The organism is Klebsiella sp. CN_Kp097 (assembly GCF_040064495.1).
Lineage (GTDB): Bacteria > Pseudomonadota > Gammaproteobacteria > Enterobacterales > Enterobacteriaceae > Klebsiella > Klebsiella aerogenes.
This window is the reverse complement of sequence record NZ_JBEAIL010000010.1, coordinates 1-26,115: the sequence shown is the minus strand read 5'-3', so window position 1 is coordinate 26,115 and position 26,115 is coordinate 1. Positions and strand designations below refer to the sequence as shown.

Sequence of the window (26,115 nt, the reverse complement as noted above, 5' to 3'; positions counted from 1 at the left end):
CTGTTTGTGTGAAGTGATTCACATCTGCCGTGTCAGTGGGTGCGCATTATAGGGATCCCATTTTTTTGCACAAGCCTTTTTTCGATCTTTTTTTCTGAATGATGATTTTTCGCGCTTTTCGCACTGTTATTGCTCAAATAGCTCAATTTTTATCAGAAAAAGGGGTTGCGGGAGCGCCTGAAAGCTACCAAAGTCTGGTTATCTACCCTGATGTTGAGGCAGCCATGTCCAGTTATTTACGTCCTTATAAAGAATTATTCCCTCAAATCGGTCTGCGGGTGATGGTGGATCCCAGCAGCGTTGTGATCGGCGATGTCAGAATTGCCGATGACGTCAGCATTTGGCCGCTGGTCGCCATCCGAGGCGACGTGAATTATGTGTCTATCGGCACACGTTCGAATATTCAGGACGGTAGCGTCCTGCATGTCACCCATAAGTCTTCTTATAACCCTGAGGGTAATCCGCTACTCATAGGAGAAGATGTCACCGTCGGGCATAAGGTCATGCTGCACGGCTGCACTATCGGCAATCGCATTCTTGTCGGAATGGGGTCAATTCTGCTGGATGGCGTGGTAGTAGAAGATGACGTGATGATCGGCGCCGGCAGCCTGGTGCCGCAAAACAAGCGGCTGGAAAGCGGTTATCTCTATTTTGGCAACCCGGTAAAACAAATCCGCCCCCTGACGGAGGCGGAATATGCAGGGCTGAAGTATTCAGCCAACAACTATGTGAAGTGGAAAGACGACTACCTGGATCAGGAAAGCCAGAGCCAACCCTGATGATCTTCTTGCCGATCGCGAATCAACGCTTCCGCTTCATCTTCCAAATCCCAGCGATGTTCACTAAAGAGAGCCAGCCATCGCGCTGGCTCATCGCCACCGAACCGTTGCTGCAGTGTCTGACCCAGAATCGCGCAAGTTAACTGCATGCCATTGACCAACGCGGGGAAAACGATGCACTGCCGTTCAGCGTCCCACTCTTCTCTATCGGGAAATTGGATCGCCTGGTTCACGCATTCAGTTCCTGATGTAAAACGGCAATCACCGGGGCAATTTCCGGTAGTCTACCGTGCCAGAGCAGAACAGCATGTGCGGCCTGAGCCACCAGCATACCTAATCCATCTGCCATTTTTTTAGCGCCATACTGTTGGCACCAATGCAGAAATGGCGTATTTCCTTTCTGATAAAACATGTCATAGCAGTAAACATCGGCATGAATTAACGAGGAAGGTATTGCCGGGATATCGCCGCTTATTCCGCTGGACGTCGCGTTAATAATGAGATCGAACTGGTGGCCTTCCAGTTTATCCAGCGATAACGCGCTAACGCTGCCGGTATGAGCAAATAGCGTTGCCAGCTCATGAGCGCGGGAAAAAGTACGGTTAACGATGGTGACCGCGCAATCTAAAGAGAGCAGCGGTAACAATACGCCGCGAGATGCGCCGCCTGCGCCAATCAATAAAATCCTCATACCAGGCTTGATAAAGCCCAGACGCTCTAAGTCGCTTAATAACCCAATGCCATCCGTATTGTCGCCAAGCAGACGACCATCCTCAAGACGCTTTAACGTATTGACCGCGCCGGCTAGCGCAGCGCGCTCAGTGAGTTCGTCGGCGCGGGCAAACGCTTCTTCTTTGAAAGGGACGGTCACGTTAGCGCCCTTACCGCCCGTGTTGAAGAAAGCATCCAGGGTATTCACAAAATCATCCAATGGCGCCAGTACCCGACCATAGGGGTGCGCAATATCTAACTGTTTGGCAAACAGCTGATGAATAGAAGGCGACTTGCTATGGGCTATAGGGTTACCAAAAACGGCATAAGTTTCCATTAATTACCCCTGGCGGAACTGTTCACCCGTCAGGGCATCACGAATTTCAGATGGGTTTTGCCGCCCGCCCGTTGCGCCATCCACCACCGGGAAACTATCGCCAAACTGGGCGCGTACTTCAGCAGTAGTCCGGCACGGCGGCTGACCGGTTAAGTTGGCGCTCGTCGAGACCAGCGGCTTTCCGTAGGCTTCACATAATTCAATTACCAGTGGGTGATCGGTAACGCGCACGGCAAGCGAATCAAAGCGCCCCGTCAGCCAGCGTGGCGTATCCGGACGCGCCGGGAACACAAACGTCACCGGCCCAGGCCAACTGGCAAAGATAACCGCTCTCTGCGCGTCGCTTAATCGGGAATCATCAATATACGGTTTCAGTTGGTCAAAACTGGCGGCGATAAGTATCAGCCCCTTTTCCACGGGGCGTTGCTTTAACGCCAGTAGGCGCATCACGGCCGTTTCGCTATCCGGATCGCAACCGACGCCAAACACAGCTTCGGTTGGATAGGCGATGACATGTTCATTATTCAGTACCGCGACAGCCTGGGCGACGGTCTCTGAGGGCAGGTTTTTATTCACTTATTTGTTCCGCCGGGATCGGCTTTCCACATTGTTTACTGGCGCAAAAGCGTTTAACACCCTGCGCCGTTTTCTTTTCTATTAATAGCGGGTAATGGCATTCAGGGCATTCGCCCGCCACCGGTTTAAAATTAATTACGAACTGGCAATCAGGGTAGCGATCGCAGGAATGAAAGGTTTTACCGAAACGGGAGCGACGCTGCACCAGATGACCCTGTCCGCATTGAGGACATGCGATAGCGGTCTCATCAGGTTTATCAATCAGCTCGGTATGTTCGCATTCGGGATAGCGACTGCAGCCGATGAACATACCAAAACGCCCCTGGCGTAACACCATGACAGCGCCGCAAGATGGGCACTCTTGCCCCTCCAGCACCTTGACGATATGGCCGTCCGCCTGACTTTTCAGGGGACGGACATAGTCACAGTCCGGATAGTGAGAACAGCCGAGAAACGGGCCATGTTTCCCGGAACGAATCACCAGTTCGGCCCCGCACTGCGAGCAGGGCTCGTTTTTACGCACCGAAAACAGTGCTGATTTGGTCATAACAACTCGATGTTGCTGCAATAAGATTAATGCAGCATACCTTCATTTACTTCGAAGAGTAATTCTTCCATTTGCTGATAGGCGTTTTCACAGCCTGGAATATTGAACAGAACCATCAGGATCACCCATTTCAGGTCTTCCAGTTCAAACTCTGCCGTATCCAGCGCCAGTACGCGCTCTATCACCATTTCTCGCGTTTCGAGGTTCAACACCTGGATCTGCTCGAGGAAGAGTAAAAATCCTCGACAGCTGGCATCCAGACGCTGGCACTCTTCATCGGTGTATACCCGAAGAGAGAGCGGGTCGGAGGCGAGCTGCATGGGTTCAACGAGACCTTCCTGATAATCAGCCAGTTTCTCGAGCCACATTAACGCGTTATAGATATCTTCCCGCTCAAAACCTGCATCGGTCAGATCCCGCGTCAGTTTGTCCTGATCCACGCGCATTTCTGCTTCGTTATGGATATAAGTCTCAAACAAATACATGAGTACGTCGAACATGGCTTGCCCTCCTTAATCGGACATAGCCGCCGGGTACAGCTGCGATCCAGCCTGCTAACTCCAGTTCAAGTAGCTGGGCTACGGTTACTGGCACAGATTGGCCGGCACGTTCAGCGACAACGTCAACAGGTGTTACCTCATCTCCTACGTTAGCCAGGAGCTCTGGAAATGGCAATGCTACAGGAGGCTGATCTGCGTAATTATTTAGCAAATCAGCGGTCTCTTCCCGCACTGAAAGCTCATATTGCCAATACTCAAGGATCTCTTCCGGCACGGTAACGGGAACTGCTCCCTGCTTTATTAGCCAGTGCGGCCCTTCAGAGCCAGGATTGCCAATTGGCCCAGGCAGGGCAAAAACATCTCTCCCCTGCTCCAGCGCGCAACGGACAGTTACCAGAGAACCGCTTTTCAAGGCGGCCTCTATCACCAGAACCCCAGCGCTTAACCCGCTGATAATCCGGTTGCGGCGCGGGAAATTCCCTGGTAACGGTAGCGCAGAGAGAGGAAATTCGGAAAGTAGCGCGCCGCCGCTTTCCACGATCTGCTTTGCTAAAGCCCGATGCCGGTGCGGGTAGATATCAGAGAGACCGTTGCCTAATACGGCGATGGTTTTTCCCTTTGCCGCCAATGCCCCGCGGTGGGCGATGCCATCAATGCCCAACGCCAGACCACTGGTAAGGGTCAAGCCATACTGAGCAAGCGCTTCACTGAATGCTTTTCCCCACCGCGCGCCGTACCACGAGTGTGCACGGCTCCCAATGATAGCCAGCTGCCGGCTACACAGGAGATCGACGTTACCGCAGACCAGCAGCGCGCCGGGATAATCATCGATAGCGCGTAGCTGCGGCGGATAGAGCGCGTGATCCGCCGTGATCAGATGATGTTCTGGTTGCTCTAACCATTGCAGTGAAACATCAATTTGCTGTTGGTTGAGGGCAAGAAACTGTGTTGCCTGCGCTTTAGTTAAACCCGCAGCCCGCAACGTTTCAGTATTCAGCTGGCCTGCACATCCTAGCCGTCGTGCAATCAATACCATTTCATCGCCGTACAGGTTATTCACCCGCATCAGGCGCAACCAAATCTCTGTGGGCGTCATCCGTTCCCCCCTGCCATTAGCGGCTCAGCCAATCCTTGTGATTGGTTAGCGAGACTGTCAATTAGAGGGGGTTTTGTCTAGAATAGAGGTAATAATCTTATCAACTACTGAATACGACTCTGGATCTTTATGGCAGTTTTGCAAGTGTTACATATTCCGGACGAGCGCCTTCGCAAAGTCGCCGAGCCGGTCAAAGAAGTGAATGCAGAAATTCAGCGTATCGTCGATGATATGTTCGACACGATGTACGCTGAAGAAGGTATTGGTCTGGCCGCCACGCAGGTGGATATCCATCAGCGCATTATCGTTATCGATGTCTCGGAAAACCGTGAAGAGCGTCTGGTGCTCATCAACCCAGAGCTACTCGAAAAAGACGGCGAAACCGGCATTGAAGAAGGTTGTTTGTCGATTCCGGAACAACGTGCGCTGGTTCCACGAGCCGAAACCGTAAAAATCCGCGCGCTGGACCGTGAAGGTAAGACTTTCGAACTGGAAGCTGATGGCTTGTTGGCTATTTGTATCCAGCATGAAATGGATCACCTGGTCGGTAAGCTGTTCATTGACTATCTGTCGCCGCTCAAACAGCAGCGCATCCGCCAGAAAGTTGAAAAACTGGATCGTTTACGCGCCCGTGCCTGATAACAAGGATTAACGTGTCACAAACACTACGTATCATTTTCGCCGGAACCCCCGACTTTGCAGCGCGTCACCTTGACGCGCTGTTGTCGTCTGAACATCAGGTTGTCGGCGTATTTACTCAGCCCGACCGCCCTGCTGGTCGCGGCAAAAAATTGATGCCGAGCCCGGTAAAAGTGCTGGCTGAAGCCAATAATCTACCGGTCTTCCAGCCATCTTCCCTACGTCCGCAGGAAAATCAGCAACTGGTTGCCGACCTTAACGCCGATGTTATGGTCGTCGTGGCTTATGGACTGATCCTGCCGAAAGCGGTTCTTGAAATGCCACGTTTGGGCTGCATTAACGTTCACGGCTCCCTGCTTCCTCGCTGGCGTGGCGCAGCGCCGATTCAGCGTTCGCTATGGGCTGGCGATGCCGAAACCGGTGTAACCATCATGCAGATGGACGTCGGTCTTGATACCGGTGACATGCTGTATAAACTCTCCTGCCCGATTACCGCGGAAGATACCAGCGGCAGCCTGTACGATAAACTGGCCAACCTTGGACCAGAGGGTCTACTGGCGACCTTAGCGCAGTTGGCGGATGGTAGCGCAGAGCCTGAAGTTCAGGACGAATCGCGGGTCAGTTATGCCGAGAAGCTGAGTAAGGAAGAGGCCCGTATTGATTGGTCGCTTTCCGCAGAACAGCTCGAACGCTGCATCCGCGCATTTAATCCCTGGCCGATGAGCTGGCTGGAAATCGATGAACAACCAGTGAAGGTATGGCGCGCATCCGTTATTACGGAGTCCGCCAACGCTGAGCCAGGTACGATCGTCGCAGCAACCAAGCAAGGGATTCAGGTTGCCACCGGCAACGGGATTCTGAATCTGGAATCACTGCAGCCGGCAGGGAAAAAAGCGATGAGTGCCCAGGATTTACTGAACTCTCGCCGGGAATGGTTTATCCCCGGAAACCGTCTTGCCTGACGCACTTCTCTTCTAAAGCCCGGGTTCGCCGGGCATTTTTATTTTTGCGCTTATGAAAAAGAATAGTAATTTACGCAGCCTGGCAGCCCAGGCTATTGAGCAGGTCGTAGAGAAAGGCCAGTCTTTAAGCAATGTTCTGCCGCCGCTGCAGCAAAAAGTGAGTGAGAAAGACAAAGCGCTGCTGCAGGAGCTATGCTTCGGCGTCTTGCGTACCCTCAGCCAACTCGAGTGGCTGATCGGTAAGCTGATGGCCCGCCCAATGACCGGCAAACAACGTACCGTACATTTCCTGATCATGGTCGGCCTGTATCAGCTACTTTATACGCGAATTCCCCCGCACGCCGCGCTGGCGGAAACGGTGGAAGGCGCGGTGGCAATTAAACGTCCGCAGCTTAAAGGGCTTATCAATGGCGTATTACGCCAGTTTCAGCGCCAGCAGGAAGAGCTGCTGGCCGAATTCGCCCAGCACGAGAACCGTTATCTCCATCCTAAATGGCTGCTTAAACGTCTGCAGCAGGCCTGGCCGCAACAATGGCAGGATATTGTGTCAGCCAATAATCTACGTCCGCCAATGTGGCTGCGTGTGAATCGCAATCATCATTCGCGAGATGAATGGCTCGCACTGCTGGAAGACGCTGGTTTACAGGGTTTCACTCACCCGGACTATCCGGATGCCGTCCGTCTTGCGACCCCAGCCCCGGTCCATGCGTTACCAGGATTTGATAAAGGCTGGGTAACCGTTCAGGACGCCTCAGCCCAGGGCTGCATGCGCTACTTGCAACCGGCAAACGGCGAGCGCATTCTCGATCTCTGCGCGGCGCCGGGCGGCAAGACGACGCATATTCTGGAAGTCGCGCCGCAGGCGAGTCTGATGGCGGTCGACATCGACCAGCAGCGCCTGTCCCGTGTCTATGACAACCTGAAACGTCTGGGTATGAAAGCAGAAGTAAAACAGGGCGATGGTCGCTATCCTGAACAGTGGTGCGGCGATGAGCAGTTCGACCGTATTTTGCTTGATGCGCCATGTTCGGCCACCGGCGTTATCCGTCGCCATCCGGATATTAAATGGCTGCGCCGGGATCGCGATATCGCCGAGCTGGCACAATTACAGGCAGAAATTCTCGATGCCACCTGGGCTCATCTTAAGCCTGGCGGTACGCTGGTCTATGCGACATGCTCTATTTTGCCGGAAGAGAACAGCCAACAAATCGCCGCTTTCCTGACCCGTACCCGAGATGCCGAACTCCATGAGACGGGAACGCCGGAAACCCCGGGTCAGCAAAATCTGCCTGGGGCGGAAGAAGGCGATGGCTTCTTTTACGCTAAGCTAATCAAAAAGCGCAATTAATGGGTCACTGCTGATGAAGATTATTATTCTTGGCGCCGGACAGGTAGGCGGCACGCTGGCGGAAAATCTCGTTGGCGAAAACAACGATATTACCCTGGTCGATACCAACGGCGACCGTCTGCGCGGCCTGCAGGATAAGTTCGATCTCCGCGTCGTTCAGGGCCACGGTTCGCATCCGCGCGTGCTGCGCGAAGCTGGCGCCGATGATGCCGATATGCTGGTCGCCGTAACCAGTTCGGATGAGACCAACATGGTAGCCTGCCAGGTCGCCTATTCGCTGTTTAATACACCGAATCGTATCGCCCGTATTCGTTCGCCTGATTACGTTCGTGATGCCGATAAGCTTTTCCATTCAGAAGCGGTGCCAATTGACCATCTGATTGCTCCGGAGCAGTTAGTCATCGATAATATCTACCGCCTGATCGAATATCCGGGCGCGCTGCAGGTAGTGAACTTCGCCGAAGGAAAAGTAAGCCTGGCCGTTGTGAAGGCTTATTATGGCGGCCCGCTGGTCGGTAATGCGCTTTCCACGATGCGCGAACATATGCCGCACATCGACACGCGCGTTGCGGCAATTTTCCGCCACGATCGACCGATTCGCCCGCAGGGATCAACCATCGTAGAAGCGGGCGACGAAGTCTTCTTTATCGCCGCGTCGCAACATATTCGCGCGGTAATGAGCGAACTCCAACGTCTGGAGAAACCCTACAAACGCATTATGCTGGTCGGCGGCGGCAACATCGGCGCGGGCCTCGCTCACAGGCTGGAGAAAGACTACAGCGTGAAGTTGATCGAGCGCGATCAACAGCGTGCCGCTGAACTTGCCGAAAAGCTGCAGAATACGATCGTCTTTTATGGCGATGCATCGGATCAAGAGTTACTGGCGGAAGAGCATATCGATCAAGTCGATCTCTTTATTGCCGTCACCAACGATGACGAAGCCAATATCATGTCGGCAATGCTAGCCAAGCGGATGGGCGCGAAGAAGGTCATGGTGCTGATCCAGCGTCGCGCATATGTTGATCTGGTTCAGGGAAGCGTGATCGATATTGCGATATCACCGCAACAAGCCACGATTTCTGCCTTGCTGAGCCACGTACGTAAAGCTGATATTGTCGGTGTTTCGTCGCTACGCCGCGGCGTTGCCGAAGCCATTGAGGCCGTCGCGCATGGCGATGAAAGCACCTCGCGGGTAGTCGGCCGTTCAATTGATGAAATTAAGCTGCCGCCAGGCACCATTATTGGCGCGGTGGTGCGCGGCAATGACGTAATGATCGCCAATAATAATTTACGTATTGAGCAAGGCGACCACGTAATTATGTTCCTGACCGACAAGAAATTTATCTCCGATGTTGAGAGACTATTCCAGCCGAGTCCGTTCTTCCTGTAATTACAATGGGCGTCGCGCAGACGCCTTTTTATTATCCCTTATTTATCAATGGATAATATTTTCCAGCAATTATTCAACAGCAATGGAAAATGGAAATACATTTGATAAACTTATCAATGTCAGCTGGCTCAAGGAGAGTAAAATGGGTATGTTAAAAGAATTCCGCGAATTCGCGATGCGCGGGAATGTTGTCGATTTGGCAGTGGGTGTCATCATTGGTGCAGCATTTGGTAAAATTGTATCGTCTTTAGTGGCCGATATTATTATGCCTCCGCTGGGTTTGCTCATTGGCGGGATCGACTTTAAACAATTCGCCGTTACGCTACGCGATGCGCAGGGGGATGTCCCAGCCGTTGTCATGCATTATGGTGTGTTTATTCAGAACGTCTTCGATTTCATCATCGTTGCCTTCGCGATTTTCATGGCAATCAAACTGATGAATAAACTGAACCGTAAGAAAGAAGAAGCGCCTGCCGCTCCGGCACCGAGCAAAGAAGAAGTACTTCTGAGTGAAATTCGCGATCTGTTAAAAGAACAAAACAACCGTTCTTAATCAGCACACAGAAAGCAGAAGGCCAGTGGTAAAAAAGCGATTCGCTTGCTTGCCACTGGCCTCCCGGTCATTCCGCCCTGCATGTTTGTCTTTACGTTGATAGCTTCCTTTCCCTTTCTTATTTTTCTCAACCCGCTGTCTGAATAATGGGTCATGCAGTAATGCCTCAATCGCATTATCTTTAATTTGCCCTTTGGTATGCTGATAGCGACTCATAGTAACTCCAGTTCATGTATGAATTCGGCGCGAGTGTAGATCCGCGCGCGGAAAAAATCAACGCCCGGCATGGCTACCGCTGGCGCCTTGCTCTAAGGCTTCGAGTATCGAGCAGTAAACGCTACTGTGCGCCGTGCCGCAGCAGGCATCATTCAGCCGCTGTAAAGAACGCCGCATTGTTTCCAATTCTTTGATACGCGCTTCGACTTCACTCAGGCGGGCCTGGACGATCCCTTTAGACTCCTGACAAGTATGATGTTCTGGATCGATGCGGATCGATAATAATTCGCGGATCGACTCCAGAGTGAAGCCTAATTGCCTGGCATAACGGATAAAGCGCAGCCGCTGCAGATCGTTATCCGAATAGAGACGGAAACCGCCTTCAGTACGAATATCGTGATCCATCATTTGCTGCTTTTCGTAATAGCGGATGGTATCCGGGGTGACATCAGCCAGTTTGGCCAGTTCGCCAATCCGATACATAGCTACTCCTCGTTAATTTTGTGCCACAGTCTATCGGCATAATCACCGCGTAGAAAATCGGTATTCATACCCGCCTGACGTAATTTCAGTTCAAACAGAGTCAAGCGACGATTTAATTCGGTATACCGCGGATCATCATGCTCTACGGTCTTGAGTAAGTCGCTCAACGCCATGGCATCTCTACGTAACTCAAGCTCCGGTGGCAAACAGCCGGCATTTTTTAATAAGCGATAACCGGCGCGCAGTTCAGGGGGCACGTGTGAATCATCATCCAGCGCCAGCGGTTCGCCGCTGCCCGTCAGATTATCAAACTCGCCTTTAGACTGTGCGTCGAGGATGTGGCGTTCTGCCCACTGGTCCAGTAACCACATTATACGGCTCCCAGGGATGAACAAAAAGAGTACAGATAGTGTAGTGAAGTGGGATTGCGGTAGATATAAAAAAACCCGCCGGGGCGGGTTTTTTTACGTTACTACAGATTACTCTGCAGCAGCTTCTGCTTTCAGCTCAGCACGATCAACCAGCTCGATGTATGCCATCGGCGCGTTGTCGCCTGCACGGAAGCCACACTTCAGAATGCGAGTGTAACCACCGGCGCGGCTCGCGAAACGCGGGCCCAGCTCGTTAAACAGTTTTGCCACGATCTCGTTATCACGAGTGCGGGCGAATGCCAGACGACGATTAGCAACGCTATCAGTCTTGGCAAGAGTAATCAGCGGCTCAACTACGCGACGCAGTTCTTTCGCTTTCGGCAGGGTCGTCTTGATGATCTCATGACGAACCAGCGAACCTGCCATGTTACGGAACATAGCCTGGCGATGGCTGCTGTTGCGGTTCAGTTGACGACCACTCTTACGATGGCGCATGACCTTATCCTTCTCAGTAAAACCTTAACCTGTGATCCGGTTACTCGTCAGCAATGCTTGCCGGCGGCCAGTTTTCCAGGCGCATGCCCAGAGACAGACCACGTGAAGCCAGCACGTCTTTAATCTCAGTAAGAGATTTTTTACCCAGGTTCGGCGTTTTCAGCAACTCAACCTCGGTACGCTGTACCAGATCACCGATATAGTGGATAGCTTCTGCCTTGAGGCAGTTAGCAGAGCGGACAGTCAATTCCAGATCGTCAACAGGGCGCAGCAGGATCGGATCGAACTCTGGTTTCTCTTCTTTCACTTCCGGCTGACGTACATCACGTAAGTCAACGAAAGCTTCCAGTTGTTCAGCCAGAATGGTTGCCGCACGACGAATCGCCTCTTCAGGATCGATTGTGCCGTTGGTTTCCATCTCGATGACCAGCTTGTCCAGGTCGGTACGCTGCTCAACACGCGCGGCTTCAACATTGTAGGCAATACGCTCTACAGGGCTGTAGCAGGCGTCGACCAGCAGACGGCCGATTGGGCGCTCATCTTCTTCCGAATGAATTCGGGCAGAAGCCGGCACATAACCGCGACCGCGCTGAACTTTGATGCGCATGCTAATAGATGCGTTCTCATCGGTCAGGTGGCAGATCACGTGCTGCGGCTTGACGATTTCGACATCACCGTCGTGGGTAATGTCGGCTGCAGTCACAGGGCCAATGCCAGATTTATTCAAAGTAAGGATGACTTCATCTTTACCCTGAACTCTCACCGCCAGCCCTTTCAGGTTGAGCAGGATTTCAAGGATGTCTTCCTGAACGCCTTCTTTGGTGCTGTACTCGTGCAGTACACCATCAATCTCAACCTCGGTCACCGCGCAACCCGGCATCGATGAGAGCAGAATACGGCGCAGTGCGTTACCCAGAGTATGGCCGAAGCCACGCTCTAAAGGCTCAAGGGTCACCTTGGCGTGCGTCGAACTCACTTGCTCGATATCGACCAGGCGCGGTTTTAGAAACTCTGTCACAGAACCCTGCATTGTGTCCTCTCTTTGGTACTAAGCTTTACTTGGAGTAAAGCTCGACGATCAGGTGTTCGTTAATGTCCGCAGACAGATCAGAACGCTCCGGCTGACGCTTGAACGTACCTTCCATCTTGCCAGCATCAACTTCCAGCCAGGTTGGCTTTTCACGCTGCTCAGCCAGCTCCAGAGCGGCTTTCACGCGAGATTGCTTTTTCGCTTTCTCACGGATGCTAACAACGTCATTCGCTTTTACCTGATAAGAAGCGATGTTAACAACACGACCGTTTACCATGATAGCCTTGTGGCTAACCAGCTGGCGTGCTTCAGCACGAGTGGCGCCGAAGCCCATACGGTATACAACGTTGTCCAGACGACCTTCCAGCAGAGCCAACAGGTTTTCACCGGTGTTGCCTTTCAGACGTGCTGCTTCTTTATAGTAGTTACGGAACTGACGCTCCAGCACACCGTACATACGGCGAACTTTTTGCTTTTCACGCAACTGCACACCATAGTCAGACAGACGCGGCTTACGCGCACCGTGCTGGCCAGGAGCTTGTTCAATTTTACACTTGGTATCGATCGCGCGAACGCCAGACTTAAGGAATAAGTCAGTGCCCTCACGACGGCTCAGCTTGAGCTTAGGACCCAAATATCTTGCCATTTTCTTTCTCCAACAATCCTAGAAACGAGGCGTTATACGCGACGTTTTTTCGGCGGACGACAACCGTTATGAGGGATCGGAGTCACATCAGTAATATTAGTGATGCGGAAACCAGCGGCGTTCAGTGCACGAATAGTAGATTCGCGACCTGGACCCGGACCTTTAACCATAACTTCCAGATTCTTGATGCCGTATTCTTTTACGGCTTCTGCGCAACGCTCTGCTGCAACCTGAGCTGCAAACGGAGTGGATTTGCGAGAACCACGGAAACCGGAACCACCGGCTGTTGCCCAACCCAGCGCGTTACCCTGACGATCAGTGATGGTAACGATGGTGTTGTTAAAAGAAGCATGGATATGAGCCACGCCATCAGAGACTTGTTTTCTTACACGCTTACGTGCACGAACTGGTGCCTTTGCCATTATTCAATCACCCCGATTATTTCTTGATCGGTTTACGCGGACCCTTACGGGTACGTGCGTTGGTCTTAGTACGCTGACCGCGAACCGGAAGACCACGACGATGGCGTAAACCACGGTAGCAACCAAGGTCCATCAGACGCTTGATGCTCAGGGTGATTTCACGGCGCAGATCACCTTCAACGACAAATTTACCTACTGCTTCACGCAGAGAATCAATCTGTTCTTCAGACAGCTCACTGATCTTAACATTTTCAGCGATACCCGTTTCAGCGCAGATGGCTTTAGAGCGGGTCTTGCCGATACCAAAAATTGCAGTTAAAGCAATTACGGTATGTTTCTGATCAGGAATGTTAATGCCTGCTATACGGGCCACTATGCACTCCTACTATTTAATATGTACGTACCATGCTGAAAAGCCCGTTTTCAGGATACTCAAATGGAAACGTACAGACATACAAAAGATTGGCTGGCTAATCTAGCCAGCTCAACCCAACTTTGCAAGAAAAATATGCGAATAAATCAGCCTTGGCGCTGTTTATGCTTTGGCTCGGCACTGCAAATCACACGGATGACACCATCACGCTTAACGATTTTGCAGTTACGGCATAATTTCTTGACGGAAGCACGAACTTTCATTTTTACTCTCCGTAACTTCTCGGGCGACCAGTTAGCGGCCGTAGCCTTTCAGGTTCGCCTTCTTCAATGCAGACTCATACTGACTAGACATCATCAGAGTTTGCACTTGAGCCATAAAGTCCATAATCACGACGACAACAATAAGCAGCGAGGTTCCACCGAAGTAGAACGGCACTTTCATTGCATCACGCATGAACTCCGGGATCAGGCAGATAAAAGTGATATACAACGCACCGACCAGAGTCAGGCGGGTCATTACTTTATCGATATACTTCGCCGTTTGTTCTCCCGGACGAATTCCTGGTACAAATGCACCGGACTTCTTCAGGTTATCTGCTGTTTCACGCGGGTTGAAAACCAACGCCGTGTAGAAGAAACAGAAGAAGATGATTGCAGACGCATAGAGTAACACATAAAGCGGTTGCCCAGGCTGCAAATACAGCGAAATTGTTGTCAGCCAGTTCCAACCAGTACCGCCCCCGAACCATGACGTGATGGTCGCCGGGAACAGAATAATACTGGAAGCGAAGATTGCCGGGATTACCCCCGCCATATTCACTTTCAGCGGTAAATGTGTGCTCTGTGCAGCATAGACACGACGACCCTGTTGACGCTTAGCGTAGTTTACCACAATGCGGCGTTGACCACGTTCAACGAATACAACGAAGAAGGTCACTGCAAATACTAATACTGCAACCAACAGCAACAGGAGGAAGTGCAGGTCGCCTTGACGCGCTTGCTCGATAGTATGGGCGATGGCCGGCGGGAGTCCCGCAACGATCCCGGCGAAGATCAGGATCGAGATACCGTTTCCGATACCGCGTTCGGTGATCTGTTCGCCGAGCCACATCAGGAACATAGTCCCTGTGACCAGACTAACAACAGCGGTGAAATAGAATGCAAAGCCCGGATTAATCACCAGGCCCTGCATACCAGGCATATTCGGCAGACCGGTAGCAATACCGATCGACTGGAATATAGCCAGCACCAGAGTACCGTAGCGGGTGTACTGGCTGATCTTACGACGACCAGACTCCCCTTCTTTCTTCAGTTCTGCCAGCGGTTGATAAACAACGGTCAGCAGCTGGACAATGATCGACGCCGAAATATACGGCATGATCCCCAGAGCAAAGATAGAAGCACGGCTGAGAGCACCACCAGAGAACATGTTAAACATTTCAATGATGGTGCCTCGCTGTTGCTCAAGCAGTTTGGCAAGTACAGTGGCATCAATACCAGGGATCGGAATAAAAGAGCCAATACGGAACACAATCAGCGCACCGATAACAAACAAAAGTCTGCGTTTCAGTTCGCCAATTCCACCTTTGGCACTTTGAAAATCTAATCCCGGTTGTTTAGCCATCTGCTACTTATTCCTCAATTTTACCGCCAGCAGCTTCGATAGCAGCACGAGCGCCTTTAGTCACGCGCAGGCCACGAACAGTTACCGGACGAGTTACCTCACCAGACAGGATCACTTTCGCGAACTCGATCTGGATACCGATAATGTTAGCCGCTTTCAGCGTGTTCAGGTCTACCACATCGCCTTCTACGTGAGCCAGATCAGACAGACGAACTTCTGCAGTGATCATTGCTTTACGAGAAGTGAAGCCGAATTTCGGCAGACGACGGTACAGTGGCATCTGACCACCCTCGAAACCGCGACGTACGCCACCGCCAGAACGAGAGTTCTGACCTTTGTGACCACGACCACCGGTTTTACCGAGGCCAGAACCGATACCACGACCCAGGCGTTTACCCGCCTTTTTGGAGCCTTCGGCCGGAGACAGAGTATTTAAACGCATCTCTTACTCCTCAACTTTAACCATGAAGGAAACCGCGTTGACCATACCACGAACAGCAGGAGTATCCTCGCGCTCTACGGTGTGACCAATACGACGCAGACCCAGGCCAAGCAGCGTTGCCTTGTGTTTCGGCAAACGACCGATTGCACTGCGGGTTTGAGTAATTTTAATAGTCTTTGCCATGGTTTATTTCCCCAGAATTTCTTCAACGGATTTACCACGCTTGGCAGCGACCATATCTGGAGACTTCATATTTTCCAGGCCATCAATAGTTGCACGAACCACGTTGATCGGGTTGGTGGAACCATATGCTTTAGCCAGAACGTTACGAACCCCAGCGACTTCCAGAACGGCGCGCATTGCACCACCGGCGATGATACCGGTACCTTCGGAAGCCGGCTGCATGAATACACGAGAACCCGTGTGAGTACCCTTAACCGGGTGCTGCAGGGTGCCAGTATTCAGCGCGACGTTAATCATATTGCGACGGGCTTTTTCCATCGCTTTCTGGATCGCTGCTGGAACTTCACGCGCTTTACCGTAACCAAAACCTACGCGACCGTTACCGTCACCAACTACAGTCAGAGCTGTGAAGGAGAAAATACGACCACCTTTAACGGTTTTAGATACGCGGTTTACCGCGATCAGCTTTTCCTGCAGTTCGCCAGCTTGTTTTTCGATGTGAGCCATCTTACACCTCTACCTTAGAACTGAAGGCCAGCTTCACGGGCAGCATCTGCCAGTGCCTGGACACGACCATGATATTGGAACCCGGAACGGTCAAAGGAAACATCTTTGATGCCTTTTTCCAGAGCGCGTTCAGCAACAGCTTTACCCACAGCTGCAGCCGCGTCTTTGTTACCGGTGTACTTCAGTTGTTCAGAGATAGCTTTTTCTACAGTAGAAGCAGCTACCAGAACTTCAGAACCATTCGGAGCAATTACCTGTGCGTAAATATGACGCGGGGTACGATGTACCACCAGGCGAGTTGCACCCAGCTCCTGGAGCTTGCGGCGTGCGCGGGTCGCACGACGGATACGAGCAGATTTCTTATCCATAGTGTTACCTTACTTCTTCTTAGCCTCTTTGGTACGCACGACTTCGTCGGCGTAACGAACACCCTTGCCTTTGTAAGGCTCAGGACGACGGTAGGCGCGCAGATCTGCTGCAACCTGACCGATCACCTGCTTATCAGCGCCTTTCAGCACGATTTCAGTTTGAGTCGGGCATTCTGCAGTGATACCGGCCGGCAGTTTATGCTCAACAGGATGAGAGAAACCTAAAGCCAGGTTTACTACATCCCCTTTGACCGCTGCACGATAGCCTACACCAACCAGCTGAAGCTTTTTAGTGAAGCCTTCGGTAACACCGATAACCATTGAGTTCAGCAGGGCACGCGCGGTACCAGCCTGAGCCCATCCGTCTACGTAACCATCACGCGGACCGAAGGTCAGTGCATTATCTGCATGTTTAACTTCAACAGCATCGTTGAGAGTACGAGTCAGCTCGCCATTTTTACCTTTGATCGTAATAACCTGACCGTTGACTTTAACGTCAACGCCGGCAGGAACAACGACCGGTGCTTTAGCAACACGAGACATTTTTTCCTCCGATTAGGCTACGTAGCAGATAATTTCGCCACCAAGACCAGCTTGGCGCGCTGCACGATCAGTCATAACACCTTTAGAGGTAGAAACAACTGCGATACCCAGACCCGCCATAACTTTCGGCAGCTCATCTTTACGTTTGTAGATGCGCAGACCTGGGCGGCTGACACGCTGAATGCTTTCTACAACAGCTTTACCCTGGAAATACTTAAGAGTCAGTTCCAGTTCCGGCTTGATGTCGCCTTCAACTTTAAAATCTTCAATAAAGCCTTCTTCCTTCAGCACGTTGGCAATTGCCACTTTCAGCTTGGAGGAAGGCATGGTGACCGCAGCTTTATTCGCGGCCTGACCGTTACGGATACGGGTCAGCATATCCGCGATCGGATCTTGCATGCTCATCTGTCTTTACTCCCGTGATTCAATTGGTGACAATTACCAGCTAGCCTTTTTCAGACCCGGGATTTCACCGCGCATAGCGGCTTCACGGACCTTGATACGGCTCAACCCGAACTTCCGCAGGAAACCATGCGGACGACCTGTTTGACGGCAGCGATTACGCTGACGAGACGGGCTGGAATCACGCGGCAGAGTCTGCAGCTTGAGAACAGCGTTCCAACGATCTTCGTCGGTTGCGTTCACATCAGAGATGATAGCTTTCAGTTCAGCGCGTTTAGCGAAGAATTTATCAGCTAAAGCCACGCGCTTTACTTCGCGTGCTTTCATTGATTGCTTAGCCATTAAGTAACCCTACCTTACTTGCGGAACGGGAAGTCAAAGGCAGCCAGCAGAGCGCGGCCTTCTTCATCAGATTTCGCAGTAGTGGTAATGGTAATATCCAAACCACGAACGCGGTCGACTTTATCGTAGTCGATTTCTGGGAAGATGATCTGCTCACGGACACCCATGCTGTAGTTACCACGACCGTCGAAAGACTTAGCGGACAAGCCACGGAAGTCACGGATACGCGGTACAGCAATAGTGATCAGGCGCTCAAAGAACTCCCACATGCGCTCGCCGCGCAGAGTTACTTTACAGCCGATCGGATAGCCCTGACGGATTTTGAAGCCTGCAACTGATTTGCGTGCTTTGGTGATCAGCGGTTTTTGACCGGAGATTGCTGTCAGGTCAGCTGCTGCGTTATCCAGCAGTTTCTTGTCAGCGATCGCTTCACCAACACCCATGTTCAGGGTGATCTTCTCGACCCGAGGGACTTGCATGACAGAATTGTAGTTAAACTCAGTCATGAGTTTAGCGACTACTTCGTCTTTGTAGTAATCATGCAGTTTCGCCATCGTACTACTCCAAATTACTTGATAGTTTCGCTATTAGATTTGAAGAAACGGACTTTTTTGCCGTCTTCGAATCTAAAGCCTACACGGTCAGCCTTGCCGGTTGCCGCGTTGAAGATAGCAAGGTTAGAGACTTGAATAGCTGCTTCTTTCTCTACGATGCCGCCTGGTTGGTTCAGGGCCGGAACCGGCTTCTGATGTTTCTTAACCAGGTTGATACCTTCAACAATGACCTTGCCGGAAGACAGGACATTTTTAACTTTACCGCGTTTACCTTTATCTTTACCGGTTAACACGATAACTTCGTCATCACGACGGATTTTCGCTGCCATGATTCGCTCCTTAGAGTACTTCTGGTGCCAGAGAGATAATTTTCATGAACTTCTCGTTACGAAGTTCACGAGTTACCGGCCCAAAAATACGCGTACCGATAGGTTGCTCGCTGTTATTGTTTAAAATAACGCATGCATTACCATCGAAGCGAATGACAGAACCGTCCGGGCGACGAACACCCTTCTTGGTGCGCACCACTACCGCCTTCAGCACATCACCTTTCTTGACCTTACCACGCGGAATTGCTTCTTTGATGGTGATCTTGATGATGTCGCCTACGCCTGCGTAGCGACGGTGCGAGCCACCCAGAACCTTGATACACATTACGCGACGTGCACCGGAGTTGTCGGCGACGTTCAGCATAGTCTGTTCTTGGATCATTTTAGTGCTCCGCTAATGTCAACTACTACTGGGACCCAAAAGCTGGGTCGTTAAAAAGCCCCATATCGAGGGCGCGGCATTATAACACCGCTTCTGCAATATGGGTAGAAAAAATAAACGGCCCATCGCTGAGCCGTTTATTCGTATTGAGAATGCGTACTCTATTACAGAACCGCTTTCTCTACAACGCGAACCAGCGTCCAGGACTTAGTCTTGGACAGTGGACGGCATTCACGGATTTCAACCTTGTCGCCGATACCACATTCGTTGTTCTCGTCATGTACGTGCAGTTTGGTCGTACGTTTGATGAATTTACCGTAGATCGGGTGTTTCACAAAACGTTCGATAGCAACAACAATGGATTTCTCCATTTTGTCGCTAACTACGCGACCTTGCAGAGTACGGATTTTATCGGTCATTACGCACCCGCCTTCTGAGTCAGTAAAGTCTTAACGCGTGCAACATCACGACGCACTTGCTTCAGCAGATGAGTCTGTTGCAGCTGGCCACTTGCAGCCTGCATACGCAGGTTGAACTGCTCACGCAGCAGGTTCAGCAGCTCAGCGTTCAGCTCTTCAACGCTTTTTTCACGCAGCTCTTTTGCTTTCATTACATCACCGTCTTAGTTACAAAGGTGGTTTTGATCGGCAGTTTCGCTGCTGCCAGGCCGAATGCTTCACGGGCCAGCTCTTCCGGTACGCCGTCCATTTCATAAAGGACTTTACCCGGCTGAATCAAGGCAACCCAGTACTCCACGTTACCTTTACCTTTACCCATACGAACTTCCAGCGGCTTCTCGGTGATCGGTTTGTCCGGGAATACACGGATCCAGATCTTACCTTGACGCTTAACTGCACGGGTCATAGCACGACGTGCTGCTTCGATCTGACGTGCAGTCAGACGACCACGGCCAACAGCTTTCAGACCGAAAGTGCCGAAGCTAACATCCGTACCCTGCGCCAGACCACGGTTGCGGCCTTTGTGCACTTTACGGAATTTTGTACGCTTTGGTTGTAACATCAGCGACGCTCCTTATTTACGGCCTTTACGCTGCTGCTTTTTAGGTTGAGCAGCCGGTTCCGGTTGTTCAACAGCAGCCATACCACCCAGGATCTCACCTTTGAAGATCCATACCTTAACGCCGATTACACCGTAAGTGGTGTGCGCTTCAGAGGTGTTGTAGTCGATGTCAGCACGCAGAGTGTGCAGCGGTACGCGACCTTCACGGTACCATTCGGTACGTGCGATTTCCGCGCCGCCCAGACGGCCGCTAACTTCAACTTTGATACCTTTAGCGCCCAGACGCATTGCGTTCTGTACAGCACGCTTCATAGCACGACGGAACATAACGCGACGTTCCAGCTGAGAAGTGATGCTGTCAGCAACCAATTTAGCGTCCAGTTCAGGCTTACGAACTTCGGCAATATTGATCTGTGCAGGAACGCCAGCGATATCCGCTACGACCTTGCGCAGTTTTTCTACGTCTTCGCCTTTCTTACCGATAACGATACCCGGGCGAGCAGTGTGAATGGTCACACGGATGCTCTTAGCCGGACGCTCGATAACGATGCGAGATACAGACGCTTTAGCCAGCTCTTTAGTTAAGAACTGACGTACTTTAAAATCGCTGTCCAGGTTGTCAGCGAATTCTTTGGTGTTCGCGAACCAGGTAGAGTTCCATGGTTTGACAATACCCAGGCGAATACCATTAGGATGTACTTTCTGACCCATTGCTAGTCTCCAGAGTCTCAGCGATCGGACACAACCACAGTGATGTGGCTGGTGCGCTTCAGGATGCGATCTGCACGACCTTTAGCACGCGGCATAATGCGCTTCATGCTCGGGCCTTCGTCTACGAAAATTTTCGCAACTTTCAGATCATCAATGTCAGCGCCATCGTTGTGTTCAGCGTTAGCAATGGCAGATTCCAGTACCTTCTTGACCAGTACAGCAGCTTTTTTGTTGGTGTAGGTCAGAATATCCAGGGCCTGCGACACTTTCTTACCGCGAATCAGGTCAGCTACAAGGCGAACCTTCTGAGCAGAAGAACGAGCATGGCGATGTTGAGCTAAAGTTTCCATCTCTTCCTCCTACCTTATTTCTTCTTCGCTTTTTTATCAGCAGCGTGGCCGCGATAAGTACGAGTCGGTGCGAATTCACCCAGTTTGTGACCAACCATTTCGTCGGAAACAAAGACTGGAACGTGCTGACGACCATTATGGACAGCGATGGTCAAACCGATCATGTTAGGAAAGATCGTTGAACGACGGGACCAAGTGCGCAGGGGCTTCTTGTCTCCGCTTTCCACCGCTTTCTCTACCTTCTTCAGCAAGTGCAGGTCAATAAAAGGACCTTTCTTGAGAGAACGTGGCATGGCTTATCCTCTAAAATTATTTGCTACGGCGACGTACGATGAATTTATCAGTACGCTTGTTGCTGCGGGTCTTCTTACCTTTGGTCTGCAGGCCCCACGGGGATACCGGGTGCTTACCAAAGTTACGACCTTCACCACCACCATGTGGGTGATCGACTGGGTTCATCGCAGTACCGCGAACGGTAGGACGAACACCACGCCAGCGTGCAGCACCTGCTTTACCCAGAACGCGCAGCATATGCTCAGCATTGCCAACTTCGCCCAGAGTAGCGCGGCAGTCTGCTTCGACTTTACGCATTTCACCAGAACGCAGACGCAGGGTGACATAGGCACCGTCACGAGCAACGATCTGAACGTAAGTACCAGCGGAACGAGCCAGCTGACCGCCTTTACCTGGTTTCATTTCTACGTTATGAACGGTAGAACCAACCGGGATATTGCGCATCGGCAGGGTGTTGCCTGCTTTGATTGCAGCATCAACGCCAGACTGAATCTGGTCGCCAGCTTTCAGGCCTTTCGGGGCCAGAATGTAACGGCGCTCACCGTCTTTGTACAGAACCAGCGCGATGTTCGCGGAACGGTTCGGATCGTACTCAAGACGTTCAACAACTGCCGGGATACCATCTTTGTTGCGTTTGAAGTCAACAATACGGTAAGCCTGCTTGTGACCACCACCGATATGACGAGTGGTGATACGGCCATTGTTGTTACGACCGCCGGATTTGCTGTTTTTTTCAACCAGCGGAGCAAAAGGTTTGCCCTTGTGCAGCTCTGGGTTGACCACTTTAACAACGTGGCGACGACCCGGAGATGTCGGTTTACATTTAACAACTGCCATTGTATTACTCCTCCGACTTACTCAGCGCCGCCGACGAAGTCCAGATTCTGGCCTTCCTTCAGGGTGACGTAAGCTTTTTTCCAGTCGCTACGACGACCGATACGCTGTCCGTGACGTTTAACTTTCCCTTTAACTACCAGGGTGTTAACGACTTCGACTTCGACTTCAAACAGTTTCTGCACAGCAGCTTTGATTTCTGCTTTGGTCGCGTCTTTAGCAACTTTGAGAACGATGGTGTTGGTTTTTTCCATCGCAGTAGACGCTTTTTCAGAAACGTGCGGTGCGCGCAGCACCTTCAGCAGACGTTCTTCACGAATCATGCCAGCATCTCCTCAACTTGCTTAACAGCATCAGCAGTCATTACGACTTTGTCGAAGGCGATCAGGCTAACCGGGTCGATACCAGTCGCATCGCGTACGTCAACCTTGTGCAGGTTACGTGCGGCCAGGAACAGGTTCTCGTCCAGCTCACCGGTGATGATCAGCACATCTTCCAGAGCCATGTCTTTCAGTTTCTGAGCCAGCAGCTTAGTTTTAGGCGCTTCTACAGAGAACTTCTCGACAACGATCAGACGATCCTGACGTACCAGTTCGGACAGAATGCTTTTCAGCGCGCCGCGGTACATCTTCTTGTTAACTTTTTGACTGTGGTCCTGCGGACGAGCAGCGAAGGTTACGCCACCGGAACGCCAGATCGGGCTCTTGATAGAACCTGAACGCGCACGGCCGGTACCTTTCTGGCGCCATGGCTTTTTGCCTGAACCAGTTACTTCAGCACGAGTCTTCTGAGCACGAGTACCCTGACGCGCACCAGCTGCATAAGCAACAACAACCTGGTGAACCAGCGCTTCGTTGAAATCACGACCGAAGGTAGTTTCGGAAACAGTCAGCGCGCTCTGCGCGTCTTTCAATACTAATTCCATTGCTATCCCCTTACGCCTTCACAGCTGGTTTAACGATCAGGTCGCAGCCGGTTGCACCCGGAACACCACCTTTAACCAGCAGCAGGTTGCGCTCAGCGTCAACACGTACTACGTCCAGGCTCTGAACAGTAACGCGTTCGTTGCCCAGCTGACCTGCCATTTTCTTGCCTTTGAACACTTTGCCCGGAGTCTGGTTCTGACCGATAGAACCCGGAACGCGGTGAGACAAGGAGTTACCGTGGGTAGCGTCCTGGGTACGGAAGTTCCAGCGCTTAACGGTACCAGCGAAACCTTTACCTTTAGAGGTACCGGTTACGTCAACTTTTTTAACGTCAGCAAACAGTTCAACGCTAATGTTCTGACCAACGGTGTATTCTTCACCATCTGCCAGACGGAACTCCCACAGGCCGCGGCCAGCTTCTACGCCAGCTTTAGCAAAGTGACCAGCTTCCGGCTTAGTTACACGGTTAGCTTTTTTAGCACCAGTGGTAACCTGAATAGCGCGATAGCCATCGTTAGCCAGATCTTTGACCTGAGTAACGCGGTTTGCTTCAACTTCGATAACGGTTACTGGGATAGAGACGCCATCTTCAGTGAAGATGCGGGTCATACCCACTTTTTTACCGACTAAACCAATCATTGTATCAACCTCTCAATCGCTCGATGACCTGATTAACCCAGGCTGATCTGCACGTCTACACCGGCAGCCAGGTCCAGACGCATCAGAGCATCAACGGTTTTTTCAGTTGGCTCAACGATGTCAACCAGACGCTTGTGAGTACGAATCTCGTACTGATCACGCGCATCTTTGTTGACGTGCGGAGAGATCAGAACGGTGAAACGCTCTTTGCGGGTCGGCAGCGGGATCGGACCACGGACTTGCGCACCAGTGCGCTTAGCAGTCTCGACGATTTCCGCGGTTGATTGATCGATCAGACGATGATCAAACGCTTTAAGGCGGATACGGATTCTTTGGTTCTGCATGAGACCAGAGCTCCAATTATTTTATAGACGAAATGATTACTCCTCATACCCATTACGATTGATGGGAGAGTGTAACCGTTCTTACAGAGTTCCCCGATTGGGAACATTGTTAGGTAGCAAACTGCGCTACCAGGGCTCATATCGAACCGGCCGTCAATTTTGACAGGCCCGCGCATTATACGCAAATTCAGGCGCGACGCAAGTGCTGATTAGAAAATCATCACCACAATTTGCGTGTCTTCTCGCCCAGGCGTTCGGCAATGCAATAACACGATAAATAAGTCAGGAAGCAGCCATCCATCTTACACAAATGCGCTTTGCGCTATCGCGCGACGATAAGCAAAGTGAGCGCATTATCCCCGAACAGGAGTGTTCCATGCTTACCGTCCTCCCCTTCTTAGTTTGTTATTGTGGATTAACCCTGGCGTTATGCCGGCAGGACCTGCTTCGCGGTCTTCTTCCTGACAGCCTCACCTGTCCCCTGCTGTGGAGCGGTTTTGTTTTTTACCTGTGTCTGGCGCCGCAGCGGCTAGAGGATGCCGTCTGGGGGGCAATTGCAGGCTATCTCATTTTTGCCCTGCTCTACTGGCTATATAGGGTGTTTCGCGGCTATGAGGGATTAGGATACGGCGACATTAAATATCTTGCCGCCCTCGGCGCCTGGCATGGCTGGCAGAGGTTGCCGCAGCTGGTGTTGGCCGCATCGCTGCTTGCCGGGATGACATGGATGACATTGGCGTTGTTCAGGAGGAGTAAGCAACAACGATGGGGTTTGAACAACCCGCTGCCGTTTGGGCCATTTCTGACTGCAGCGGGTTTTTGGTGCGGGTGGCAGACGTTCGCTAGTCTGACACTTTGATCTGCGATTGAAGGTAATTTTGCAGACCGATTTTGCCGATTAGATCTAACTCGGTTTCCAGCCAGTCAATATGGCCTTCTTCATCGGCAAGGATTTCAATCATCATATCGCGACTGACATAATCATGAACGCTGTCGGCATAGGCGATTGCCTCACGCAGGTTTTGCGCGCCTTCGAGCTCCAGCCGTAAGTCAGACTGCAGCATCTCTTCGACATCCTCACCGATGCCAAGTTTGCCAAGATCCTGCAGGTTAGGCAGCCCTTCAAGAAACAAAATACGCTCGATGTACTTATCGGCGTGTTTCATCTCATCGATAGATTCATGATATTCAATATCGTTGAGGCGCATCAGGCCCCAGTTCTTGAACATTCTTGCATGAAGAAAATACTGGTTAATAGCGACCAGTTCGTTTCCCAATAATTTATTGAGATAACTTATGATTTTGACATCACCTTTCATTATAAAGTCCCTCCGCTTCCACTTATTGAAGCGTAGTCCGGGCTATAAGGATGTCAAAAAGAGAAGAGTCGCGATCAGGCGATTTCTTTGAATTCCGGCATGCTGGTTAATTCATCTTCCATCACTTCACGTGCCGCGCGGACGCACTTACCGCATTGATTTCCAACGGGAATAAACTTGCGTAATTGTTGAAAAGATTGCGGTTGAAATTGACGCACAACCTGACGGATTTTTTTATCGCTTACGCCATTGCACAAACAAACGTACATATAAACTCCCGTTCAATTTATGCACAAAGTTTAAATGAGAATAGTTATGATTACAATAGACTGTTTATTAATTATCCCTGGCGGCGCACTTTATGAATATTTATACCATCGCGGCTTATCACCAAATCATAGACAGCAAAAAGGGCGCCGAAGCGCCCTTTTTAATTCAAAGCTAACGAATTAGCCCAGAACTTTAGCTACAACGCCCGCGCCAACGGTACGGCCGCCTTCACGGATTGCGAAACGCAGACCATCGT

At 51.3% G+C, this 26,115-nt stretch carries 47 protein-coding genes; 7 read left to right on the top strand and 40 right to left on the bottom strand.

The window, feature by feature from the left end:
* Positions 1-224 precede the first annotated feature (224 nt).
* Positions 225-779, top strand: a complete 555-nt coding sequence (locus ABLV07_RS16055; RefSeq protein WP_047075923.1) for a gamma carbonic anhydrase family protein — start codon at positions 225-227, stop codon at positions 777-779.
* Here the strand turns inward: ABLV07_RS16055 and ABLV07_RS16050 are convergent.
* The 6 genes from ABLV07_RS16050 to dprA are packed head-to-tail and all read right to left on the bottom strand — an operon-like array spanning position 755 to position 4,546.
* A complete protein-coding gene (locus ABLV07_RS16050; RefSeq protein WP_072057803.1) occupies positions 755-1,012 on the bottom strand; it encodes a DUF1488 domain-containing protein in 258 nt (85 codons plus the stop codon). The genes ABLV07_RS16055 and ABLV07_RS16050 overlap by 25 nt on opposite strands.
* Positions 1,009-1,827 (bottom strand): shikimate dehydrogenase, encoded by an 819-nt coding sequence (aroE, locus tag ABLV07_RS16045; RefSeq protein ID WP_032709258.1) that lies wholly within the window; start codon positions 1,825-1,827, stop codon positions 1,009-1,011. The genes ABLV07_RS16050 and aroE overlap by 4 nt, the downstream gene beginning before the upstream one ends.
* A 3-nt stretch (positions 1,828-1,830) precedes the next feature.
* On the bottom strand, positions 1,831-2,403 hold the full coding sequence (gene tsaC, locus ABLV07_RS16040) for an L-threonylcarbamoyladenylate synthase type 1 TsaC (RefSeq protein ID WP_015369442.1): 573 nt from the start codon (positions 2,401-2,403) through the stop codon (positions 1,831-1,833).
* Complete coding sequence (locus tag ABLV07_RS16035) at positions 2,396-2,950, bottom strand: type I DNA topoisomerase (protein WP_047075922.1); 555 nt, start codon at positions 2,948-2,950, stop codon at positions 2,396-2,398. The genes tsaC and ABLV07_RS16035 overlap by 8 nt, the downstream gene beginning before the upstream one ends.
* 26 nt (positions 2,951-2,976) lie before the next feature.
* Positions 2,977-3,450 carry a DUF494 family protein Smg gene (gene smg, locus ABLV07_RS16030; protein ID WP_015369440.1) on the bottom strand — a complete coding sequence of 158 codons (474 nt, stop codon included), beginning with the start codon at positions 3,448-3,450 and terminating at the stop codon, positions 2,977-2,979.
* Positions 3,422-4,546 carry a DNA-protecting protein DprA gene (dprA, locus tag ABLV07_RS16025; protein ID WP_047075921.1) on the bottom strand — a complete coding sequence of 375 codons (1,125 nt, stop codon included), beginning with the start codon at positions 4,544-4,546 and terminating at the stop codon, positions 3,422-3,424. The genes smg and dprA overlap by 29 nt, the downstream gene beginning before the upstream one ends.
* 129 nt (positions 4,547-4,675) lie before the next feature.
* Between dprA and def the strand changes: the two genes are divergently transcribed.
* The 5 genes from def to mscL all read left to right on the top strand — a co-directional run bounded on the left by def (position 4,676) and on the right by mscL (position 9,438).
* A complete protein-coding gene (gene def, locus ABLV07_RS16020; RefSeq protein WP_015703636.1) occupies positions 4,676-5,185 on the top strand; it encodes a peptide deformylase in 510 nt (169 codons plus the stop codon).
* 14 nt (positions 5,186-5,199) lie between these two features.
* Positions 5,200-6,147, top strand: coding sequence for a methionyl-tRNA formyltransferase (gene fmt / locus ABLV07_RS16015; RefSeq protein ID WP_015703637.1), 948 nt, complete (start codon positions 5,200-5,202; stop codon positions 6,145-6,147).
* A 52-nt stretch (positions 6,148-6,199) separates the two neighbouring features.
* Positions 6,200-7,495 (top strand): 16S rRNA (cytosine(967)-C(5))-methyltransferase RsmB, encoded by a 1,296-nt coding sequence (rsmB, locus tag ABLV07_RS16010; protein WP_015369436.1) that lies wholly within the window; start codon positions 6,200-6,202, stop codon positions 7,493-7,495.
* A gap of 13 nt (positions 7,496-7,508) precedes the next feature.
* The gene (gene trkA / locus ABLV07_RS16005) at positions 7,509-8,885 is read left to right on the top strand and encodes a Trk system potassium transporter TrkA (RefSeq protein ID WP_015369435.1); all 1,377 of its coding nucleotides are present in this window, start codon (positions 7,509-7,511) and stop codon (positions 8,883-8,885) included.
* A 142-nt stretch (positions 8,886-9,027) separates the two neighbouring features.
* Complete coding sequence (gene mscL / locus ABLV07_RS16000) at positions 9,028-9,438, top strand: large-conductance mechanosensitive channel protein MscL (RefSeq protein WP_015369434.1); 411 nt, start codon at positions 9,028-9,030, stop codon at positions 9,436-9,438.
* Here mscL and ABLV07_RS15995 read toward each other — a convergent pair whose 3' ends face one another.
* The 31 genes from ABLV07_RS15995 to rpsJ all read right to left on the bottom strand — a co-directional run bounded on the left by ABLV07_RS15995 (position 9,439) and on the right by rpsJ (position 24,270).
* Positions 9,439-9,654, bottom strand: coding sequence for an alternative ribosome-rescue factor A (locus tag ABLV07_RS15995; RefSeq protein ID WP_015703639.1), 216 nt, complete (start codon positions 9,652-9,654; stop codon positions 9,439-9,441). It lies immediately after the preceding gene.
* A 57-nt stretch (positions 9,655-9,711) separates the two neighbouring features.
* On the bottom strand, positions 9,712-10,137 hold the full coding sequence (zntR, locus tag ABLV07_RS15990; RefSeq protein ID WP_015369432.1) for a Zn(2+)-responsive transcriptional regulator: 426 nt from the start codon (positions 10,135-10,137) through the stop codon (positions 9,712-9,714).
* Between the two features lie 2 nt (positions 10,138-10,139).
* A complete protein-coding gene (locus tag ABLV07_RS15985) occupies positions 10,140-10,508 on the bottom strand; it encodes a DUF1992 domain-containing protein (RefSeq protein WP_045389777.1) in 369 nt (122 codons plus the stop codon).
* A gap of 108 nt (positions 10,509-10,616) precedes the next feature.
* A complete protein-coding gene (gene rplQ, locus ABLV07_RS15980) occupies positions 10,617-11,003 on the bottom strand; it encodes a 50S ribosomal protein L17 (RefSeq protein WP_004868344.1) in 387 nt (128 codons plus the stop codon).
* Positions 11,004-11,043: 40 nt separating this feature from the next.
* On the bottom strand, positions 11,044-12,033 hold the full coding sequence (gene rpoA, locus ABLV07_RS15975) for a DNA-directed RNA polymerase subunit alpha (protein WP_002438685.1): 990 nt from the start codon (positions 12,031-12,033) through the stop codon (positions 11,044-11,046).
* A gap of 25 nt (positions 12,034-12,058) precedes the next feature.
* On the bottom strand, positions 12,059-12,679 hold the full coding sequence (gene rpsD / locus ABLV07_RS15970; RefSeq protein ID WP_002919224.1) for a 30S ribosomal protein S4: 621 nt from the start codon (positions 12,677-12,679) through the stop codon (positions 12,059-12,061).
* 32 nt (positions 12,680-12,711) lie between these two features.
* Positions 12,712-13,101 (bottom strand): 30S ribosomal protein S11, encoded by a 390-nt coding sequence (gene rpsK, locus ABLV07_RS15965; RefSeq protein ID WP_004388621.1) that lies wholly within the window; start codon positions 13,099-13,101, stop codon positions 12,712-12,714.
* Positions 13,102-13,117: 16 nt separating this feature from the next.
* Positions 13,118-13,474, bottom strand: coding sequence for a 30S ribosomal protein S13 (gene rpsM, locus ABLV07_RS15960; RefSeq protein WP_015369429.1), 357 nt, complete (start codon positions 13,472-13,474; stop codon positions 13,118-13,120).
* 146 nt (positions 13,475-13,620) lie between these two features.
* Positions 13,621-13,737, bottom strand: coding sequence for a 50S ribosomal protein L36 (gene rpmJ, locus ABLV07_RS15955; protein WP_000868187.1), 117 nt, complete (start codon positions 13,735-13,737; stop codon positions 13,621-13,623).
* A gap of 31 nt (positions 13,738-13,768) precedes the next feature.
* Entirely contained in the window at positions 13,769-15,100 is a 1,332-nt protein-coding gene (gene secY, locus ABLV07_RS15950) for a preprotein translocase subunit SecY (RefSeq protein WP_015703640.1), read from the bottom strand.
* Between the two features lie 7 nt (positions 15,101-15,107).
* Positions 15,108-15,542: a 50S ribosomal protein L15 gene (gene rplO, locus ABLV07_RS15945; RefSeq protein WP_015369426.1), complete on the bottom strand. Its 435-nt coding sequence runs from the start codon at positions 15,540-15,542 to the stop codon at positions 15,108-15,110.
* A 3-nt stretch (positions 15,543-15,545) separates the two neighbouring features.
* Positions 15,546-15,725, bottom strand: a complete 180-nt coding sequence (gene rpmD, locus ABLV07_RS15940) for a 50S ribosomal protein L30 (RefSeq protein WP_001140434.1) — start codon at positions 15,723-15,725, stop codon at positions 15,546-15,548.
* A gap of 3 nt (positions 15,726-15,728) precedes the next feature.
* Positions 15,729-16,232 (bottom strand): 30S ribosomal protein S5, encoded by a 504-nt coding sequence (rpsE, locus tag ABLV07_RS15935; protein WP_015703641.1) that lies wholly within the window; start codon positions 16,230-16,232, stop codon positions 15,729-15,731.
* Positions 16,233-16,246: 14 nt separating this feature from the next.
* A complete protein-coding gene (rplR, locus tag ABLV07_RS15930; protein WP_006817270.1) occupies positions 16,247-16,600 on the bottom strand; it encodes a 50S ribosomal protein L18 in 354 nt (117 codons plus the stop codon).
* A gap of 9 nt (positions 16,601-16,609) precedes the next feature.
* Positions 16,610-17,143 carry a 50S ribosomal protein L6 gene (gene rplF, locus ABLV07_RS15925; protein ID WP_008807049.1) on the bottom strand — a complete coding sequence of 178 codons (534 nt, stop codon included), beginning with the start codon at positions 17,141-17,143 and terminating at the stop codon, positions 16,610-16,612.
* Between the two features lie 12 nt (positions 17,144-17,155).
* Complete coding sequence (gene rpsH / locus ABLV07_RS15920; RefSeq protein ID WP_008807048.1) at positions 17,156-17,548, bottom strand: 30S ribosomal protein S8; 393 nt, start codon at positions 17,546-17,548, stop codon at positions 17,156-17,158.
* A gap of 33 nt (positions 17,549-17,581) precedes the next feature.
* Positions 17,582-17,887, bottom strand: coding sequence for a 30S ribosomal protein S14 (gene rpsN, locus ABLV07_RS15915; RefSeq protein WP_002919667.1), 306 nt, complete (start codon positions 17,885-17,887; stop codon positions 17,582-17,584).
* A gap of 14 nt (positions 17,888-17,901) precedes the next feature.
* Entirely contained in the window at positions 17,902-18,441 is a 540-nt protein-coding gene (gene rplE / locus ABLV07_RS15910; protein WP_003031123.1) for a 50S ribosomal protein L5, read from the bottom strand.
* Between the two features lie 14 nt (positions 18,442-18,455).
* Positions 18,456-18,770: a 50S ribosomal protein L24 gene (gene rplX / locus ABLV07_RS15905; protein ID WP_015369424.1), complete on the bottom strand. Its 315-nt coding sequence runs from the start codon at positions 18,768-18,770 to the stop codon at positions 18,456-18,458.
* 10 nt (positions 18,771-18,780) lie between these two features.
* Positions 18,781-19,152, bottom strand: a complete 372-nt coding sequence (gene rplN, locus ABLV07_RS15900) for a 50S ribosomal protein L14 (RefSeq protein ID WP_000613954.1) — start codon at positions 19,150-19,152, stop codon at positions 18,781-18,783.
* A gap of 164 nt (positions 19,153-19,316) precedes the next feature.
* On the bottom strand, positions 19,317-19,571 hold the full coding sequence (gene rpsQ, locus ABLV07_RS15895) for a 30S ribosomal protein S17 (protein ID WP_002438707.1): 255 nt from the start codon (positions 19,569-19,571) through the stop codon (positions 19,317-19,319).
* Positions 19,571-19,762: a 50S ribosomal protein L29 gene (gene rpmC / locus ABLV07_RS15890; RefSeq protein WP_002919754.1), complete on the bottom strand. Its 192-nt coding sequence runs from the start codon at positions 19,760-19,762 to the stop codon at positions 19,571-19,573. Before rpmC ends, rpsQ begins: the two co-directional genes overlap by 1 nt.
* Positions 19,762-20,172 carry a 50S ribosomal protein L16 gene (gene rplP, locus ABLV07_RS15885; protein ID WP_002919759.1) on the bottom strand — a complete coding sequence of 137 codons (411 nt, stop codon included), beginning with the start codon at positions 20,170-20,172 and terminating at the stop codon, positions 19,762-19,764. The genes rpmC and rplP overlap by 1 nt, the downstream gene beginning before the upstream one ends.
* 12 nt (positions 20,173-20,184) lie before the next feature.
* On the bottom strand, positions 20,185-20,883 hold the full coding sequence (gene rpsC / locus ABLV07_RS15880; protein WP_002919766.1) for a 30S ribosomal protein S3: 699 nt from the start codon (positions 20,881-20,883) through the stop codon (positions 20,185-20,187).
* A gap of 17 nt (positions 20,884-20,900) precedes the next feature.
* Entirely contained in the window at positions 20,901-21,233 is a 333-nt protein-coding gene (rplV, locus tag ABLV07_RS15875; RefSeq protein ID WP_002919773.1) for a 50S ribosomal protein L22, read from the bottom strand.
* 14 nt (positions 21,234-21,247) lie between these two features.
* Positions 21,248-21,526, bottom strand: a complete 279-nt coding sequence (gene rpsS, locus ABLV07_RS15870; protein ID WP_001138115.1) for a 30S ribosomal protein S19 — start codon at positions 21,524-21,526, stop codon at positions 21,248-21,250.
* A 16-nt stretch (positions 21,527-21,542) separates the two neighbouring features.
* On the bottom strand, positions 21,543-22,364 hold the full coding sequence (gene rplB, locus ABLV07_RS15865; protein ID WP_015369423.1) for a 50S ribosomal protein L2: 822 nt from the start codon (positions 22,362-22,364) through the stop codon (positions 21,543-21,545).
* A 17-nt stretch (positions 22,365-22,381) separates the two neighbouring features.
* A complete protein-coding gene (gene rplW / locus ABLV07_RS15860; protein ID WP_000617546.1) occupies positions 22,382-22,684 on the bottom strand; it encodes a 50S ribosomal protein L23 in 303 nt (100 codons plus the stop codon).
* Positions 22,681-23,286, bottom strand: a complete 606-nt coding sequence (gene rplD, locus ABLV07_RS15855) for a 50S ribosomal protein L4 (RefSeq protein WP_000424395.1) — start codon at positions 23,284-23,286, stop codon at positions 22,681-22,683. Before rplD ends, rplW begins: the two co-directional genes overlap by 4 nt.
* A 10-nt stretch (positions 23,287-23,296) precedes the next feature.
* Positions 23,297-23,926 carry a 50S ribosomal protein L3 gene (gene rplC, locus ABLV07_RS15850; protein ID WP_015369422.1) on the bottom strand — a complete coding sequence of 210 codons (630 nt, stop codon included), beginning with the start codon at positions 23,924-23,926 and terminating at the stop codon, positions 23,297-23,299.
* Between the two features lie 32 nt (positions 23,927-23,958).
* Positions 23,959-24,270: a 30S ribosomal protein S10 gene (gene rpsJ, locus ABLV07_RS15845; protein WP_001181005.1), complete on the bottom strand. Its 312-nt coding sequence runs from the start codon at positions 24,268-24,270 to the stop codon at positions 23,959-23,961.
* A 376-nt stretch (positions 24,271-24,646) separates the two neighbouring features.
* Here rpsJ and ABLV07_RS15840 point away from each other — a divergent pair, with 376 nt between their 5' ends.
* On the top strand, positions 24,647-25,129 hold the full coding sequence (locus ABLV07_RS15840; RefSeq protein ID WP_047054509.1) for an A24 family peptidase: 483 nt from the start codon (positions 24,647-24,649) through the stop codon (positions 25,127-25,129).
* Here the strand turns inward: ABLV07_RS15840 and bfr are convergent.
* The 3 genes from bfr to ABLV07_RS15825 form a co-directional block, all read right to left on the bottom strand.
* Positions 25,113-25,589, bottom strand: coding sequence for a bacterioferritin (bfr, locus tag ABLV07_RS15835; protein WP_015369420.1), 477 nt, complete (start codon positions 25,587-25,589; stop codon positions 25,113-25,115). The genes ABLV07_RS15840 and bfr overlap by 17 nt on opposite strands.
* 74 nt (positions 25,590-25,663) lie before the next feature.
* Entirely contained in the window at positions 25,664-25,858 is a 195-nt protein-coding gene (gene bfd / locus ABLV07_RS15830; RefSeq protein ID WP_015369419.1) for a bacterioferritin-associated ferredoxin, read from the bottom strand.
* A 180-nt stretch (positions 25,859-26,038) separates the two neighbouring features.
* Positions 26,039-26,115, bottom strand: a 77-nt coding sequence (locus tag ABLV07_RS15825; protein WP_072077167.1) for an elongation factor Tu, incomplete at its 5' end; no start/stop codon positions are given.